General features: G+C 38.4%; 16 protein-coding genes. 14 read left to right on the top strand and 2 right to left on the bottom strand.

Going from position 1 to position 17,151, the window contains the following annotated elements:
- The first annotated feature begins 47 nt into the window (after positions 1 to 47).
- The 11 genes from phnH (at position 48) to phnE (D9782_RS03470) (ending at position 9,913) form a co-directional block, all read left to right on the top strand.
- Positions 48 to 644 (top strand): phosphonate C-P lyase system protein PhnH, encoded by a 597-nt coding sequence (gene phnH, locus D9782_RS03520; RefSeq protein WP_121604094.1) that lies wholly within the window; start codon positions 48 to 50, stop codon positions 642 to 644.
- Complete coding sequence (locus D9782_RS03515; protein WP_121604093.1) at positions 645 to 1,751, top strand: carbon-phosphorus lyase complex subunit PhnI; 1,107 nt, start codon at positions 645 to 647, stop codon at positions 1,749 to 1,751. It begins immediately after the preceding gene.
- Positions 1,751 to 2,617, top strand: a complete 867-nt coding sequence (locus D9782_RS03510; protein WP_121604092.1) for an alpha-D-ribose 1-methylphosphonate 5-phosphate C-P-lyase PhnJ — start codon at positions 1,751 to 1,753, stop codon at positions 2,615 to 2,617. Before D9782_RS03515 ends, D9782_RS03510 begins: the two co-directional genes overlap by 1 nt.
- Positions 2,610 to 3,449, top strand: a complete 840-nt coding sequence (locus D9782_RS03505; RefSeq protein WP_121604091.1) for an ATP-binding cassette domain-containing protein — start codon at positions 2,610 to 2,612, stop codon at positions 3,447 to 3,449. The genes D9782_RS03510 and D9782_RS03505 overlap by 8 nt, the downstream gene beginning before the upstream one ends.
- Before the next feature lie 14 nt (positions 3,450 to 3,463).
- Entirely contained in the window at positions 3,464 to 4,645 is a 1,182-nt protein-coding gene (phnM, locus tag D9782_RS03500; protein WP_121604090.1) for a phosphonate metabolism protein PhnM, read from the top strand.
- A gap of 28 nt (positions 4,646 to 4,673) precedes the next feature.
- On the top strand, positions 4,674 to 5,396 hold the full coding sequence (phnL, locus tag D9782_RS03495; RefSeq protein WP_121604089.1) for a phosphonate C-P lyase system protein PhnL: 723 nt from the start codon (positions 4,674 to 4,676) through the stop codon (positions 5,394 to 5,396).
- Positions 5,386 to 6,204, top strand: a complete 819-nt coding sequence (locus D9782_RS03490; RefSeq protein WP_121604088.1) for a PHP domain-containing protein — start codon at positions 5,386 to 5,388, stop codon at positions 6,202 to 6,204. The genes phnL and D9782_RS03490 overlap by 11 nt, the downstream gene beginning before the upstream one ends.
- Before the next feature lie 165 nt (positions 6,205 to 6,369).
- Positions 6,370 to 7,407, top strand: a complete 1,038-nt coding sequence (locus D9782_RS03485; protein ID WP_121604087.1) for a PhnD/SsuA/transferrin family substrate-binding protein — start codon at positions 6,370 to 6,372, stop codon at positions 7,405 to 7,407.
- 85 nt (positions 7,408 to 7,492) lie between these two features.
- Complete coding sequence (gene phnC, locus D9782_RS03480; RefSeq protein WP_121604086.1) at positions 7,493 to 8,257, top strand: phosphonate ABC transporter ATP-binding protein; 765 nt, start codon at positions 7,493 to 7,495, stop codon at positions 8,255 to 8,257.
- A gap of 13 nt (positions 8,258 to 8,270) precedes the next feature.
- Complete coding sequence (gene phnE, locus D9782_RS03475) at positions 8,271 to 9,056, top strand: phosphonate ABC transporter, permease protein PhnE (protein WP_121604085.1); 786 nt, start codon at positions 8,271 to 8,273, stop codon at positions 9,054 to 9,056.
- Positions 9,056 to 9,913: a phosphonate ABC transporter, permease protein PhnE gene (gene phnE, locus D9782_RS03470; protein WP_026681875.1), complete on the top strand. Its 858-nt coding sequence runs from the start codon at positions 9,056 to 9,058 to the stop codon at positions 9,911 to 9,913. The genes phnE (D9782_RS03475) and phnE (D9782_RS03470) overlap by 1 nt, the downstream gene beginning before the upstream one ends.
- A 529-nt stretch (positions 9,914 to 10,442) precedes the next feature.
- Here phnE (D9782_RS03470) and D9782_RS03465 read toward each other — a convergent pair.
- Together D9782_RS03465 and D9782_RS03460 are read right to left on the bottom strand one after the other, a co-directional pair.
- A complete protein-coding gene (locus tag D9782_RS03465; RefSeq protein WP_162986319.1) occupies positions 10,443 to 11,672 on the bottom strand; it encodes an MFS transporter in 1,230 nt (409 codons plus the stop codon).
- 205 nt (positions 11,673 to 11,877) lie between these two features.
- A complete protein-coding gene (locus tag D9782_RS03460; protein ID WP_121604083.1) occupies positions 11,878 to 12,531 on the bottom strand; it encodes a hypothetical protein in 654 nt (217 codons plus the stop codon).
- Between the two features lie 271 nt (positions 12,532 to 12,802).
- Between D9782_RS03460 and D9782_RS03455 the strand changes: the two genes are divergently transcribed.
- The 3 genes from D9782_RS03455 (at position 12,803) to D9782_RS03445 (ending at position 17,126) form a co-directional block, all read left to right on the top strand.
- Complete coding sequence (locus D9782_RS03455; protein WP_121604082.1) at positions 12,803 to 14,698, top strand: PrkA family serine protein kinase; 1,896 nt, start codon at positions 12,803 to 12,805, stop codon at positions 14,696 to 14,698.
- 741 nt (positions 14,699 to 15,439) lie between these two features.
- On the top strand, positions 15,440 to 16,600 hold the full coding sequence (gene yhbH / locus D9782_RS03450; protein ID WP_121604081.1) for a sporulation protein YhbH: 1,161 nt from the start codon (positions 15,440 to 15,442) through the stop codon (positions 16,598 to 16,600).
- Positions 16,601 to 16,928: 328 nt separating this feature from the next.
- Entirely contained in the window at positions 16,929 to 17,126 is a 198-nt protein-coding gene (locus D9782_RS03445; protein ID WP_121603754.1) for a hypothetical protein, read from the top strand.
- Positions 17,127 to 17,151 lie beyond the last annotated feature (25 nt).

Genomic DNA, 17,151 nt, shown 5'->3' with positions numbered 1-17,151 from the left:
TGATTGAAGTTTCAGTTTATTAAAAATAGGGGATTAGGGGAGATTGTATGGCTATAGATCAAGTGCATGATTTACAGCAAGTATATAGAAAGATCTTGTATAGTATGTCTCGACCTGGTGACATTTCAATTCTTCGAGAACAGGCAGAGCAGGTGGATTATCAATTACCATGTTATGATGCTACTTTACTTAGCGCAATGGCTTTATTAGATGGAGAGGTTTCCTTTCATCTTATATCAGAAAAACAGCAGCAGATTGGCGGAAAAATAGCGGAATATACCTTAGCAAAGCAAGCACCTGCTGATAAGGCAGATTATATTATCGTTTTACAGGATGCAACGGAGCTATCCATCTTACAGGCGATTTATCAGTGTAAAATAGGTGATTTAATTGATCCCCAAAATTCCAGCACGTGGATCATCGAAACACCAAAACTTTCGAATACTGCTGAATTGAAATTAATGGGACCCGGTATTAAAAATGAGGTCAAGCTGTTTACGGGCATTTATACAAAAGTATGGCAAGCTCGTAAGGAACGAATAAATGAGTACCCCTTAGGCATCGATCTGATTATAACAGATACACAGGCACATATCGTTTGTATCCCTAGAACGACTACAGTTGAAATTACGGGGGTGGAATAAATGGGATATGTAGCAGTTAAAGGTGGAACAAAGGCGATTGAGGCATCGATTAAACGATTAACCTATGAGCGCTTAAAGGAAAGTGAGATTATTGAGGTTAAAACGATAATGGCAACAATGCGATCCCTAGTTGATCAAGTTATGTCGGAGAGTAGCTTGTATTCTCCTTTTCTAGCAGCATTATCCATCAAACAGGCTGAGGGAAGTATGGAAGAGGCCGTTTTTATTATGCGAGCACATCGATCAACCTTGCCTAGACTATATTACAGTCAAACCGTAGAATCGGAGTCAATGTTTGTTGAGCGTCGTATCTCTGCAAGCTTTAAAGATATTCCTGGGGGGCAATTGCTAGGAGCAACCACAGATTATACACATCGATTATTGGATTTTTCTTTATTGGATGAGCGTGTTAAGCAGAATAAAGAATGGGTAAAAGCTTATGAACTGGAGCTTACAAACATAAAAGCTACGGATAAGGTTAGCTATTTCCCTAAAGTGGTGGAATATCTAAGAAAAGAAGGGTTATTTGATACCTATGAGGCTGATGATACGAAACCGGTTGATATCACGAAGGAAAACCTTCCATTCCCTGCTCCAAGAAGTGCAAGGCTGCAAGTGTTAACTCGTGGTCAAACAGGAGCGGTAACTGCATTGGGATATGCATCTTTACGGGGATATGGGCAAGTACATCCAACCGTTGGAGAAGTACGTGTGGGCACACTACCAGTCTATGTTGACCAGCCAAATGATACAGGACAGAATCATGAAGATCAATATTATATTGGGGAAATTAAAGTTTCGGAAGTGGAGTCGTTTGTACCAGTATCAACGAAAAACCAAAAGAATGAAGCGGAATTGGAATTTGAAATCGGATATGGTGTTTGCTATGGCCAAAATGAAACGAAGGCAATTTCAATGAGTATTTTAGATCAATGCTTGGAGCATCCTGAATCCGATTTTCCTACACATGATGAAGAGTTTGTACTGCTACATATTGACTCTGTTGAGTCTACTGGTTTCATTTCACATTTGAAGCTACCACATTATGTGACCTTTCAGTCTAAGCTGGATAGTGTTCGTGAAGTGAAAAAGGAGGGGAAAAAGTAATGAAAACAATGACACACTTTGCCTTTTTTGATGAAGGTTCTAAAAAAGAGATTCGTCGCGCCACTTTAAAAGCAGTCGCTATTCCAGGCTATCAAGTCCCTTTTGCTTCGAGAGAAATGCCGATAGCAAGAGGCTGGGGGACAGGAGGACTTCAGCTTACCCTATCCTTAATTGGCAAGACAGATATCGTAAAAGTAATTGATCAAGGGGCTGATGAATCCGTAAACGCTGTTAGCATTAAGAAGTTGGTGCAACAAACAACCAATGTAGCACTAACGGAGAACACAGAAGCAGCATCACTTATACAATCAAGGCACCGAATCCCGGAAGTACCATTAACGAAGGAGCAAATACTTGTATTGCAGGTACCAACTCCAGAACCACTTAGACAAGTGGAAGCTAGTGAATATATAACCAAAAGATTACATGCGGAAGATGAATATAGTGGAGCATGGCTGCTTTTGTTTGAACAAATTATGAAGTACGGAAAGACAGCAACAGGGGCGGATCATCCGGTTTATGTGAATGGGCGTTATGTAATGGCCCCTAGCCCAATTCCGAGGTTTGATAATCAGAAATTGCATTATTCCGAAGCTCTTATTCTTCTGGGTGCAGGGAGAGAGAAGAAAATTTATGCTGTCCCGCCATATACCGATGTAAATTCACTTGCGTTTGAGGATTATCCTTTTACAGTGGAATCCTTTGCCGATCATACATGTTATTTATGCGGTGCTGATGATGTGTTTCTCGATGAGCTAATCGATGAAACTTCTGGTAAGAGCTATTATCAATGTAATGATACAAGCTATTGTGTCGATCGGTTAAATTCACTGAAGGAAAAGGAGGCTGCACCCACTCATGCATGAACAACCAATCTTAAGCGTTCGGAATTTAAATAAACAATTTGGTGGTGGTTGTCAGGATTGTAGAGAAACGTCCACTCGAAAACTAGAGAGAAATTATTGCTCCACATGTGGGACGGTATATGCTTGCCAGGATGTATCCTTGGAATTATTCCCTGGTGAAATCCTTGGGATTGTAGGAGAAAGTGGCAGTGGAAAATCTACGATGATGCAGTGCTTATATTTTGATGAGCCAGTTACTTCCGGAGATGCATATATTCATGATATTGAATTGGAAGGGCAGAATGTATTTAATCTGTCTTCACAAAAGAAACGATATATTCGTAATCATAAATACGGAATGGTCTATCAAAATCCGGTAAAAGGATTAAAAATGAATTTTTCTACCATGGGTAATATTGCAGAAAAACAAATTGCTGCAGGTAATCGTAACGTTACAACGATGGAGAGGACGGGTAGTGAGTTGTTAGAAAATGTCCATATCCCATTGTTTCGAGCGAAGGAGGAGCCACGTAATTTTTCCGGTGGTATGCAGCAGCGTGTTCAAATTGCAAAAGCACTTTCGAATAATCCGCCCATTCTATTTCTCGATGAAGTTACAACAGGTCTTGATTTGTCCGTTCAAGCAAATGTATTGGACTTAATTAAGAGGATTCAAAGAGAATCTGGTATTAGTATGATCGTTGTATCGCACGATCTAGCAGTTATTCGAATGCTGGCAGATCGCACAATTGTCATGCTGAACGGAGCCATTATTGAACAAGGGCTAACAGATCAGATTATGGAAGATCCACAACATGCGTACACGCAACGATTGGTTTACTCATTATTATAGGAGGGATAGCTACGGTGTATATTATTCATAATGGAAAAGTGATTACAGAAGAAACGATTTTAGAAGGATATGCTGTTGTTGTGGAAGGTGATCATATCCAAGCGATTATTCCTGAAGAAAGCATTAATGAATATAAAACTGCAGACCACATAAACGCAAATGGTGGGTATATTTCACCTGGATTTATTGATATTCATTCTGATTATATTGAGACAATTGCTTCTCCACGGCCAACGAGTATGATGGATTTCCATATTAGCTTACGTGAGGCCGAAAAAATACTAATTAGTCATGGAATAACGACGATGTTCCACTCGCTTTCCTTCTATCGTGAGGATGTATTTACACATAAGCCAATGCGTTATCCAGAGAATGTGCAGCGCATGGTAGATGCTATTGCAGCGACTCATAATGAGCTTCATTTAATCCGCCATCGACTGCATGCGCGGTTTGAGATTGATAATGTTTCAGAAGTTGATCGACTGATTCAAAATATAAACGATGATAAAGTCCATTTATTGTCTTTTATGGATCATACACCTGGGCAAGGACAGTATCGTGATTTGGAGGTATACAGACAAACCCTTCAGGGATATCGTGCATTATCAGATGATGATGTACAGACAATTATTTTAGAACGTCAAAATATGAAATGCTTGTCGATCGATCAAATAAAAGAAATAGCTGACATAGCTTTAGCAAAGGGAATAGCTGTAGCCTCGCATGATGACGATAATGTGGAGAAGCTGGATTTAGTAGCTTCATTTGGAACCACGATTAGCGAATTTCCAATAACCCTTGATATTGCCAAAAAGGCTAGAGAATTAGGGCTAAAGACAATTGCTGGAGCTCCTAATGTAATGCTTGGGGGTTCTCATTCTGGCAATCTATCTGCTGCTGAGGCAATTGCTGAGAACAGTATTGATATTCTTTGTAGTGACTATTATCCAGCAGCATTATTACATGCCATTTTTACATTAAGTGAGTCGTACAGCAATGATTTACATGAGATGTTTATGAAAGTCACGCTTAATCCTGCTAAAGCCGTACGCATGGATGAAGAGATCGGCTCTATTAAGACTGGAAAGAAAGCAGACATTATCATCATTGAACGGATGGATGATGGGTATCCAATGCTGACAGCTACGATGGTAAATGGAGCGTTAATTACAACGACAAACTATCGTACCAATTAAAGACGTAGGAGTAAGGAGGAATAGTTCGATGGCATTATTAGAGGTTAAGAATTTCGGTAAGCAATTTACGATTCATCATCTGGGGAAAACGATGCAAGCTGTGGAGAACATTCATTTTTCATTGGATAAAGGTGAATTTATAGGGATTGTTGGCAAAAGTGGGAGCGGCAAATCTACTATTTTAAAAAGTATCTACCGAACCTATCTGCCCGATACTGGAAATATAGTATATGATTCAAATCGGTTCGGAAAGATTGATTTAGCGAAGGTAACGGAGCGAGAAATGCTGTATTTGCGAAAGCATGAGATTGGCTATGTATCTCAGTTTTTGAATGTCATGCCTCGTACAACATCTAGACAGCTCATAGAAAAAGCGTTACTAGAAATGGAGGAACCGGCAGCTGTTGCCAAAGCAGAGGCTGAGAAAGCATTAAAGCATTTTGAATTGGATCGAAAATTATGGGATGCGTATCCCAATACGTTTTCAGGCGGGGAGAAGCTTCGATTAAATATTGCAATCGCAACAGTAAAGAAACCAAGGTTACTGCTACTTGACGAACCTACTGCAAGTTTAGATCAGCAATCAAAAGTGAAGGTACGTGAGATTATCGAGAAACTAAAAGCAGATGGTACTACATTAGTCGGTATTTTTCATGATATCGAATTTATGGATGGGCTTTGCGATAAGGTGTACGATATGAAATCTAGTCCTGTACCTCTACAGGAGGAAGGTGTTCTATGTGAAGGCTGATCTCCATGTTCATAGTACATACTCCGATGGTGCAGATTCTGTTTATGAAGTTCTACAAAAAGCAGCTCATCATGGGGTCAATTACGTAAGCTTTGTGGATCATGACAGTACGATGGGGCTGGGGGAAAAACAAGCGCTTGGTGCCGAACTAGGGATAAAAGTGATTCCTGGAATAGAAATATCAGCATATGATTTTAAGCGTAAACGAAAGGTTCATATCCTTGGTTATCATTACCATGAACAGGCTAAACATATTGAAGCACTTTGCCAGCCTATACGAGAAAGGCGTAGACAACATACTCTTTGGCAAATCGAGCAACTAAAACGTGTAGGCTATCGACTGGATCAACAAGCTATTATTTCGTCGGCTCTACCTAGTCTAACAGTTTATAAACAACATGTTATGAATTATTTAACAACATCTGCTTACACTTCTGACGCATATCAACAACTATATCAAAGCCTGTTTAAAGGTAATGGACCCGCTTCTGGAGATATTGAGTATGTGGATGCCTTTGATGCGGTGAAAGGCATTGTAGCAGATGGTGGACTTGCAGTAGTTGCACATCCCGGCCAACTTCATTCGTACGATATCATTCCTGAATTAGTCGAGGTTGGGTTGGGAGGCATTGAAAGGAATCATCCAGATCATACGAAAATAGATTATCAACATGTAGAAGAACTAGCTAATACATATCAACTCATAATGACAGGTGGAACAGATTATCACGGTGCATTTGGTACTCCAATCACTGTAGGATCTATCGTTAGTCCTCAGATTCCGATTGAACGAACGGTTAATTATTAAGGATATGTAAACAAGCTTAAATAATAGTTAAAAAAATGTAAATATAAACTATTTTTAGATTATTTATGTTTCAATGATATAGGACAAATCAATAGAACCGTGAATGCTATCCCCCTATTTCGTCTATTGGCTTGTCAGATAATCTATGGATGAGGAGCGTTAAGGATGAAAAAAACAATAACGAGGATTGCTGTTTTGCTTTTATTAGCTATTGTTGCGGTTGGTTGCTCGAAAGGTAATGCCAACGGAGAGGCTGAAGTTGATGATGTGATTGATATTGTTTGGTATCCAAATGAATCTGGTGAGGATTTGAAATCATCTCGTGATGAAATTGGTAAGGTAATTGCAGACGCAACCGGAAAAGAAGTAGAGCATCACTTAACGACAGATTATGCCATTGCTATTGAGACTTTGGTGAACAATAATGCAGATGTTGCCTTCATGGGGGCGCAGGGATACATTGAGGCCAATAAAAGTAATGACGCTATTCAACCTTTAGTTGTTCCTACAGGCCCATCAGGAACATTAGATGATGCGGTATACCATAGCTGGTTAGCGGTAAACATTGATGATCAGGACAATTACAAAAAGGATGGGGAATTTTCACTTGATACCATTGCTGACAAAAAGTTTTCCTTTGTATCAAACAGTTCTACCTCAGGATTTAAAGTACCTTCCTCAAGTATATTAGCACATTTCACCGAACAGGATGAATATGCAGATTTAACGGAAGAAGATCTAATGGAAGCTGGCCCGCTGTTCTCTCAAGTATTGTTTGGGAATTCTCACCAAGGATCTGCTGTGAATTTATTATCGGGTAATGCAGATGTTGCTGCATTTTGTGATACATGTGTAGAAAATTATGTGGAGGTTGCGGAAGGTGAAGAAAATACAGTAGGTTCTGTTTATCGCGTGAAGGACGATGCTGCAGAACCATTTAATAAGGTAACAGGTAGCGAATTTACACTAATGAGTGTAACCCCAGTATTAAATGCGCCCTTTGCTGCAAATATGGATACGTTAGGTGAAGAAGATTATAAAAAATTACAAGAGGTTCTAACCTCAGATGAAGTTGCGAATAACCAAGGAATTTTTGTACCAGAGAATTCGGAGGATTCCGCACTATTCTTCAAATCCGATAAGGAACGATTCGCGCCAGCAGAGGATGCTTGGTTTGATCCAATACGTGAAATTTCGAAGTAAGATTGGTAGGTAGATGATGGTTAAAAGAGTATGCACCTTTTTCTGGGCATACTCTTCATTTTACAAATGGAAGGGAGAAGCTATCATGTCATTGTTGCAAGTAGTTGGTCTTGGTAAATCGTACGATACAGAAACAAAGGTATTAGAGAATGTGAATTTTGATATAGAAGCTGGTGAGTTTGTATCCATCATTGGTCCTTCAGGAGCTGGAAAATCAACATTGCTTCGATGTATCAATCGGATGGTGACAATTAGTGAAGGAAATGTCCTATTCGATGGTGCTAATGTGGGAACTCTTGGAAAAAAACAGTTACGACGACTACGGACAAATATTGGGATGGTATTTCAACATTATAATTTAGTACCTCGTTTAACCGTAATTGAAAATGTCCTTCACGGGCGCTTTGGATATAAAACAACATTGCAGGGGGTCTTAGGTAGATTCACGGAACAAGAAAAAAAGCGTGCCTTTTTTCTTCTGCAAAAGCTAGGCATTGAAGAGCATGCTTATAAGCGCTGTGATCAACTAAGTGGAGGGCAGCAGCAACGAGTGGGAATCGCCCGCGCGCTTATTCAAGATCCAAAGCTTGTACTATGTGATGAACCAATAGCTTCACTTGATCCGAATGCTTCCAAGGTTATTATGGACCATCTGAAATCAATTACTTCCGAGCTGGGTATAACCTGTATAGTGAATTTGCACCAAGTGGAAGTAGCTCAACAATATTCGGATCGCATTATTGGTCTAAATCAAGGGAAAGTTGTATTTGACGGTTCCAATCACCAATTAACAGATGATCGAATTAATCGTATTTATGGAACACAAACAAGAGAATTAATTACGGTGTGAGGAGAAATCGACTGTGAATCAAAAAGTGATGCAAAAACGAAAATGGCAATCTACTTTGTTTCTATTAATTATTATAGCTATTACGTATCTTTCAGCTGTCATAACTAACTTTAATTTTGTGGATGGCTTAGCCGCTTTTCCTGCCGCTATCGGCTGGATCATCTCCAATTTGTTAATTACACAAGAGTCATTGGAACGACTGCCAACCATTCTAGAAAAGCTAAACGAGACCGTATTCATGTCTATTGCAGCAACCACAACAGCTGCAGTCGTATCGATATTTTTAGGATTAATGGGATCTAAAACAACAAGCTTGAATGGAATATTAAGTGTAGTGGCTCGATTCATTGCAGCTGTTTCAAGAAATATCCCCGTTGTTGCATGGGCGCTGATTTTGCTTCTATCATTTGGACAAAATTCGATAACGGGATACTTAGCTTTGTTTGTCGGGACGGTCGGTTTCTTAACTCGAGCTTTTATCGAATCCATTGATGAAGCTAGTCAAAGCTCTGTTGAAGCATTGACGGCTACTGGAGCGACGTATTTTCATATTGTCAATAAAGCGGTCATTCCACAATGCTTGCCGCAGATGATTAGCTGGATTCTATTCATGATCGAAACCAATATTAGAAGTGCAACACTGGTAGGTATTCTTACTGGTACGGGAATAGGTTATACCTTTGATATGTATTATAAGTCGATGAACTACAATGCGGTAGCGCTTGTGACATTTAGTATTGTCATCGCAGTGATCATCATTGAACTAATCTCAAATTATATACGGAAGGTGATTTTGTAATGGAAACTATAACAAAGCCAACGTATATGAAGCGAAAAAAAGATGGCAGTATTTCTCTTAAATCTGGTAGTAAGTCAGAGCGAGTAATGCGCTGGACAATAATTTTATTTATTCTGTTGACGATTGTAGGCTTTCTATTCTTTGATTATACGGGTCTGCATCTAACTACTGCCATTACAGAGACGGCATATAATTTGAAAGTAATGTTTCTAGAGCCTGCCTTAAATCACTTTAGTTGGGGAGAAGCACTTTATCAAATAGGGATTACACTTGGGTTAGCAGTTCTTTCAACCGTGCTTGGAGCAGTTATTGCTCTCTTTCTTTCGTTGATGGCGGCTACAAATTTGTCCAAAGAGTGGATTTCTAAAATTGTTCGGATTATCGTTGCCTTTATTCGAGCAGTGCCCACCGTTCTCTGGGTCTTGATTTTTGCAATTGCAGCAGGATTAGGTAGTGAAGCTGCGGTCCTTGGTATGCTCTTTCATTCCATTGCTTATCTTGTAAAAGCTTTTTCAGAAGCATTTGAAGAAGTAGATAAAGGAATACTGGAAGCATTGCGAGCTACCGGGTCGAATTGGTGGCATGTAGTAATGCATGGTGTGCTTCCTTCCACATTTACATATTTATTATCATGGACGTTTTTACGTTTTGAAATTAACTTTTCAGTTGCTGTAGCGATGGGAGCTGCTGCTGGTGCAGGTGGTATTGGGTTTGAGTTATTTATGGCCTCCGGTTTTTATTTTGACTTGAGTGAGGTTGGATTTATTACGTATGCTATTCTTCTCATAGCCATTATTTTAGAAGTATTATCGACGCGGCTGAAAAAAAGATATTTTCCTGCTTCTGTACGTCACTAAATAATTTTAATGTAGCATCATCAAGCTTGGCGGTCTTCCAAAATGGGAATGACTGCCGAGCTTTTTTTGTTTTAGCCTAGGAAATGCCCAAGTGGATAAATATGGGCGTGTTGAACCGCGTCCATCACCAGCGCCCAGAAACGGTGCGACTTCACGAATCGCCCTAATCTAAGTCATTTCGGCTCGTAAGCTCACCGTGATTTCCTTATCTCCGTTGACTCGCTCTAAACGCTACGTTTCTATTCGGGCGTTTGCGCTTTTGTTCAATGATCCATCTGACTTTTCCGGGCATCTTTTTGTATCACCCGGATAAAAGCGTTGAACAAAAGCGTATTAGCTATAGATATAGAGTTTCTAAATCGATAAGTTAGAATAAAACATGCATTTGTCGGTGTGTATCTTACAAATAATCTGAATAAAAAGTTAAGCTATAAAATAATGGAACTGACGTAAAATTGATATTAATTGGTATTTAGAATTCAACTCCCTTTATCGGAATAAATAATCATATAATTACAGTTCCATATGCTTAATTTGAATTACCTTGTTCTCTTAACTTATGTCTTAAAGGCCTGTAAAGTAAAATTCCCACAGCAATAAACAATACTGCTGTCAGGTTTAGTAAAAGAACTGTACCAATAAAATTAAAAATGGTTGCTAAAGCCATTCCGGCTAAAGTAGCCAAGGCTATCATTGTATTATACGAGCCAAAAACACGACTTAGGTAATCTTCAGGAACATGCTCCTGAAGTAATGTTTCTAACCTTACACTAAATATGATATTAGGCACTCCTAGTAGAACATTTAGGATTAAAACGATTAACAGATACGGTAAATTGAACATGAAAAGAAACATAATTCCAGTAAGCAACAAACTGATCATAATAAGTGGAAATGGGTTTACCTTTTTATTTAATTTTAACAATAAATAGCCACCTATTAATCCACCGACTCCTTCAGCTGATTCTATCCAACCAAATTCAACTGAACTTTCACCCATTACATCTAATACATAGGGTACAAATAGGACATTGATCATACCTTGAGCAAGCCAAGTAATAGATGACATCCAGAAAATGACTAGAAATAATTGATTTTTTCGAACGATTTTAATACCCTTCCACCAGTCATTCCAAAACTTTAACCATTTTACCATTAGTGTCGATTTTTCTTTGGATTCTGCTTGTTTAACAACTGATAATGTGATTAATGATATAAGGATGCTTGAGATGATGTATGATAATATATCAATTGCAATTGATATATGAAGTCCACCGATACCTAGTAATGCACCACCTAAAGAAGGGCCAACAAGACGGATAATATTGTCACTTACAATTGTGATTGAATTAGCATCAACGATGTGCTCTCGTTCTACAATATCTACCATCAATGAACGGTGAGCTGGCATAAATACAGTGCCAATCATGTTTTGAATAAAAACAATCAAAAAAAAGACCCAGAGGTGATCGGCAGGAATGACAAATAAGCCAAACAATATGATCCCACGAATTAAATCCGTAAAGACCAATGTCCATTTTTTATTTAATCTCTCAACAATAGTCCCTGCAATGGAACCAAAGAAAAGTCGTGGAATCATCTGAGTTATAAACATCGTACCAGTTGCGATAGTTGATCCTGTCAGATTATGTATGTATAGAGGCAAAACAATTAATAAAATCCAATCACCCAACGCCGAAGTTTGGCGGGCAGCCCAAATGAACAGGAAATTCTTTTGACGAAGTAAGTGTGTAACCACAATACATCACCTCGCTTTCATAAGATAAATTATTAATATTTTAGGGAAACTTTTACGTTTAAGAAGAATATTAGTGTTAAATACTAAAATGTGCTACGAAGTTTAACCAAGGTACTTTTGTGAAGAGCAAAATAATGTTAGTTAAGCTTAGTGCCCCAATCATATAAAAACCTCCTTATCTATATGATAGGAGGTAGTATATGAATCAGTGACCTATGCAATGTTTCCAAGCCTCGGCCTGTAACGCTTTCCCCTTTTTATCAAAACGCCAAAAAGTAGGAATTAATACCGTATGGGTTAAAGTCTGTCTAGGAGTTATATTAAATGACAATGTTCGTGACTCTTCTTCCAAACTTTCAACTAACATCTCATTAGGTGAAAGTTGAAATTCACGATGTACAATACAAAGACCAAAAATATCTTCCAGACCAAGTTCTATTAATGTACTAGAAAATTCATTGAGAAAATCATAACTATTCCTAAGTGTTAGTTCATTATTGATTGATTCCTCTGTTAATGTATTAACTTTAACAAATTCTAGGGGATGCCAAAGAAGATTCCCATTTTTATTTTTAGATAGCTTCCATGTAAAAGGAATAACTTCATCATTATTAAGATTGGATAATGGTTTTATTACGGAACTATTGTCTCTGACTTCCTTAACTAATTGTTCTCCATCTCTAACACGAAAATGTCTATGAGCCATTGTAATACCAACTACATCTGTAAGTCCATGGCGATGGACTACTTCTCCAAGTTTTAGTAAATACTCTTCTGCTCCTTTATCCCAAAAACGTTTTCTAGCGATGTCTAATTCATTTAAATTGTCGAATACTGTGCTGTCATAATTTGTTAACATAGTCTACTGAATTTTTAAATTAGTCAAACATCATGCAAATAATAGCAAAGTTACTTTAAATAGTCAATGTTTAATTATAATTTTGACAACAAAATATTATGTGATTTACTACATTATTTTAAATCTCAAAGTAATTTATTAATTTATACGAATTAAAAATATAGCTCCTTTACAGGCATAATATTAGACAAGAAAAGGTTTTAACTTACCGGCATCATAAAAAACAATTAAGCATAGGCTATAGTAATCAGACACTGGATGGAGGAATAACATGGATATTCTTAGCAAAATGAAGCAGCATCGCGAAGAAGAACAGCTTCTGAAGTGGGAAGGGACGTTCGCGGAATATCTGGAGATCATTAAAGAAAGGCCAGAGGTGGCTCAAACTGCTCATTCACGGATTTATAATATGATTAAGTGCTCTGGTTTAACTGAAAAAGACGGTAAGAAGATGTATGATTTTTTTGGTGAAGAGATTTTCGGGCTTGAAGAAGCGATTGAAAGATTGGTAGAAGAGTATTTTCATCCTGCAGCTAAACGTCTAGATGTACGTAAGCGTATTTTATTATTAATGGGGCCTGTAAGTGGTGGGAAATCGACTATCGTTACTATGTTAAAGCGTGGCTTAGAAAGCTATTCTCGAACCGATGAAGGAGCTGTCTATGCCATTAAAGATTGCCCTATGCATGAAGATCCACTACATTTAATACCACATCATTTAAGGGATGAATTTGCAGAGGAGTATGGGATACGTATTGAGGGCAGTTTATCTCCGCTAAATACGATGCGATTAGAGAAGGAATATGATGGAAAGATTGAAGACGTACGTGTGGAACGCATTTTTCTTTCTGAAGATAAACGGGTAGGGATTGGTACGTTTAGTCCGTCTGATCCGAAATCACAGGATATAGCTGATTTAACTGGTAGTATTGATTTTTCCACAATTGCCGAATATGGTTCCGAATCAGATCCTCGTGCCTATCGGTTCGACGGGGAATTAAATAAGGCCAATCGAGGAATGATGGAATTTCAAGAAATGTTGAAGTGTGATGAGAAGTTCTTATGGCATTTACTATCACTTACACAGGAGGGAAATTTTAAAGCGGGCAGGTTTGCGTTAATTAGTGCAGATGAATTAATTGTTGCGCATACGAATGAAGCAGAGTACCGCTCATTTATTTCAAATAAAAAGAACGAAGCATTGCATTCTCGAATTATTGTGATGCCAATACCGTATAATCTGCAAGTTACGCAGGAAGAAAGAATCTATAAAAAGATGATTAAGGAAAGTGATATGGCACATGTGCATATTGCTCCACATGCTTTAAAAGTAGCGGCTATCTTCTCTATTCTGACTCGCTTGGAGGATTCTAATAAACAAGGAGTTGATATCGTAAAAAAGATGCGGCTGTATGACGGCGAGAGTGTTGAAGGCTTTAATCAGATGGATGTAGAGGAATTGAAGAAGGAATCTCCAGTGGAGGGGATGAATGGCATTGATCCACGTTATGTGATTAATCGCATTTCTTCGGCAATCATTCGTAAAGAGGTACCAGCAATCAATGCTCTTGATGTTTTACGTTCCCTAAAGGAAGGGTTAAGCCAGCATGCTTCTATATCTCAAGAAGATAAAGAAACATATATGAATTATATTTCCATTGCCAGGAAAGAGTATGACGAGATCGCCAAGAAAGAAGTTCAGAAGGCGTTTGTGTATTCCTATGAGGAATCAGCTAAGACATTAATGGATAATTATTTGGATAATGTAGAGGCATATTGTAATAAGAATAAGCTGCGTGATCCGCTCACTGGGGAAGAAATGAATCCGGATGAGAAGCTAATGCGGTCGATTGAAGAACAAATTGGTATATCAGAAAATGCAAAGAAAGCGTTTCGTGAGGAGATTCTTATTAGGATTTCTGCATTTGCTAGGAAAGGAAAACGCTTTGACTATAATTCACATGAACGTTTACGTGAAGCAATTCAGAAAAAGCTGTTTGCGGATTTGAAAGATGTTGTAAAAATAACAACCTCTTCAAAAACACCAGACGAGTCACAATTGAAAAAGATTAATGAGGTCATTGCCAGATTGGTCGATGAATATGGATATAATTCAGTTTCTGCAAATGAGCTGCTTCGCTATGTTGGCAGTTTATTGAATAGATAGTGTTGCTACAACCTAAATAGGTATAGACCTTACTAATTAAGAGACGAAAACCAAAGAATGAAGGAACAACCAAAAAACGAAAAGATAATTAATTTGAATTAATTATCTTTTCGTTTTTTAATAGAACAATTCATTTAGAACCTGAAATAAGCGAGACTCCGGCGGGAACAGCACGAGTCCGAAGATCCACGTGGTAACGTGTTTTTCTTTATCAAGTTAGCTGAGGCCGTGCCCGGGAAGTGAGTATATTTTCACGGTGCGGCGATGATACTCCTATTGATAACCTGATTATTCGTATTTTGAGTAAAGAAGTGTTTTGTCCCAACCTTGTTACGGTCTAAGAAATTAAAAAATTATCCCATGCGGATATCAATATGGGCGTGTTGAGATGCGTCCAGCTCCAGCGCAGAGAAACGGAGGCGACTTCACGAATCACCCTAATCTAAGTCATCATCGGCTCGCAAGCACACCGTGATTCCTTTATCTCCGTTGACTCGCTCCAGTCTGCTACGTTTCTAATCGGGCACTTGCTTTAGTTCTTCATTGGCTGGGACAGGTTGGAACATAACTCTAAAACGAACCATTCTAAAGACAAACAATAAACAGTTGTTTTTGATTAAAACTTATTAGCAACGGCTATTTTTTAAAATAGTTTAAATAATGCAATAATAAACTTGTACGTGCATAGGATAAAGAAAGCATCAAAAGGCAAGTAGATCAAATTATATAGGAGGGGAACGCATGCAGGAAGATAGTGGGAACTTCGTCGTTTCAAAGGAAAACTGGTCCCTCCACCGTAAAGGTTATCAGGATCAAACACGTCATATGGATAAAGTTAAAGATGCTATCAAGAATAATTTACCCGACTTGGTGAGTGAAGAAAATATTATTATGTCCAATGGAAAAGATGTTATAAAAATTCCAATTCGTTCTTTAGATGAATATAAGATTCGCTATAACTACAATAAATCAAAGCATGTAGGGCAGGGGAAAGGAGATAGCCAAGTAGGGGATATCATTGCTCGAGCTCCTCAGGGAGAAGAGCAGGGACAAGGAAAAGGTAAGAAGGCAGGCGATAAACCAGGGGAAGATTATTATGAAGCTGACGTATCCTTAGAGGAAATCGAAGAAGCACTCTTTCGAGAGCTTGAATTACCAAACCTAAAAGAAAAAGAACAGCAGGAGATAACCATCGAGAAGATTGAATTTAATGATGTTCGCAAAAAGGGGTTAATGGGTAATATTGATAAAAAGCGTACTATCCTGACAGCAATCAAACGTAACGCCAGGGAAGGTAGGCCAGGGATTACACCAATTTACAATGATGATTTACGCTTTAAAACATGGAATGATGTAACGAAGCCGGAATCAAAAGCTGTTGTCCTCGCCATGATGGATACGAGTGCTTCGATGGGTACATTTGAGAAATATGTAGCTAGAAGCTTCTTCTTTTGGATGATCAGGTTTTTACGTACTAAATATGCATCTGTTGAAATTGAATTTATTGCACATCATACAGAAGCCAAAATTGTATCGGAGGAGGATTTCTTTTCCAAAGGGGAAAGTGGTGGAACAATTTGTTCATCTGCCTATAATAAAGCGTTAGAACTGATAAATAATAAGTATCATCCATCTCGTTATAATATTTATCCATTTCATATTTCTGATGGAGAAAATATCACTTCCGATAATCCTTCCTGTATCGAGTTGGTGAACGAGATCATGACTCATTCGAGTATGTTTGGATATGGAGAAGTAAATGGGTATAGTCGCAAGTCAACCCTGATGCGAGCTTTTGAGGAAATTAATAATCCGAAGTTCAGATGTTATATCGTGAAAGAAAAAGCGGATATTTACCAAGCTTTAAAGACCTTCTTCCAAAAAGAAGAGGCATTAGTATAAAACATAAACCGGGCAAATATGATCCAGTATTGCCCGGTTTTCTTATAAGTTAAGAAAGTATAAAATCAGTGTAATGACTGCGTTAAGCCAAGTAGTATTTTGAAATGTTTGATGTATATTGGCAATGCTCCGACGAATTACTTCGCTTTCCGTGGGCACGGCCTCAACTAACTTTGCAAAGAAGAACACGTTGCAAAGTGGATTTTCGGCTCGCGCTAATCCCGCAGGAGTCTACGTAATTAGTCTCCGCTATGAGAAGGTGCAACAATTCTTGTCATAAGTAATAGGTTGACTTTTTTTACAATGGGTAAAGTGAAAATCGCTATCTGTGAGTATAAAAGCAGCTGTGTTACTTCATGCTAGCGTTGTAGAGCCTGATAATAGCGAAGGCCGGCCACTTCAACTCCTGTGGGAAATGTTTGACCTGAAGATCCACTTTTTTGAGCGGGTTTTGCTAAAAAAGTTAGCTGAAGGACAAACCCCACGGAAAGGGAAGTGGGCAGCCGGAGTGGTGGTCAAGCAGTAGCTATTATTCCATAATAGCTACTAGA

The organism is Virgibacillus sp. Bac332 (assembly GCF_003667785.1).
In the GTDB taxonomy this organism is placed as follows: Bacteria; Bacillota; Bacilli; order Bacillales; family Amphibacillaceae; genus Virgibacillus; species Virgibacillus salarius.
This window is presented reverse-complemented; position numbering and strand designations above follow the sequence as displayed.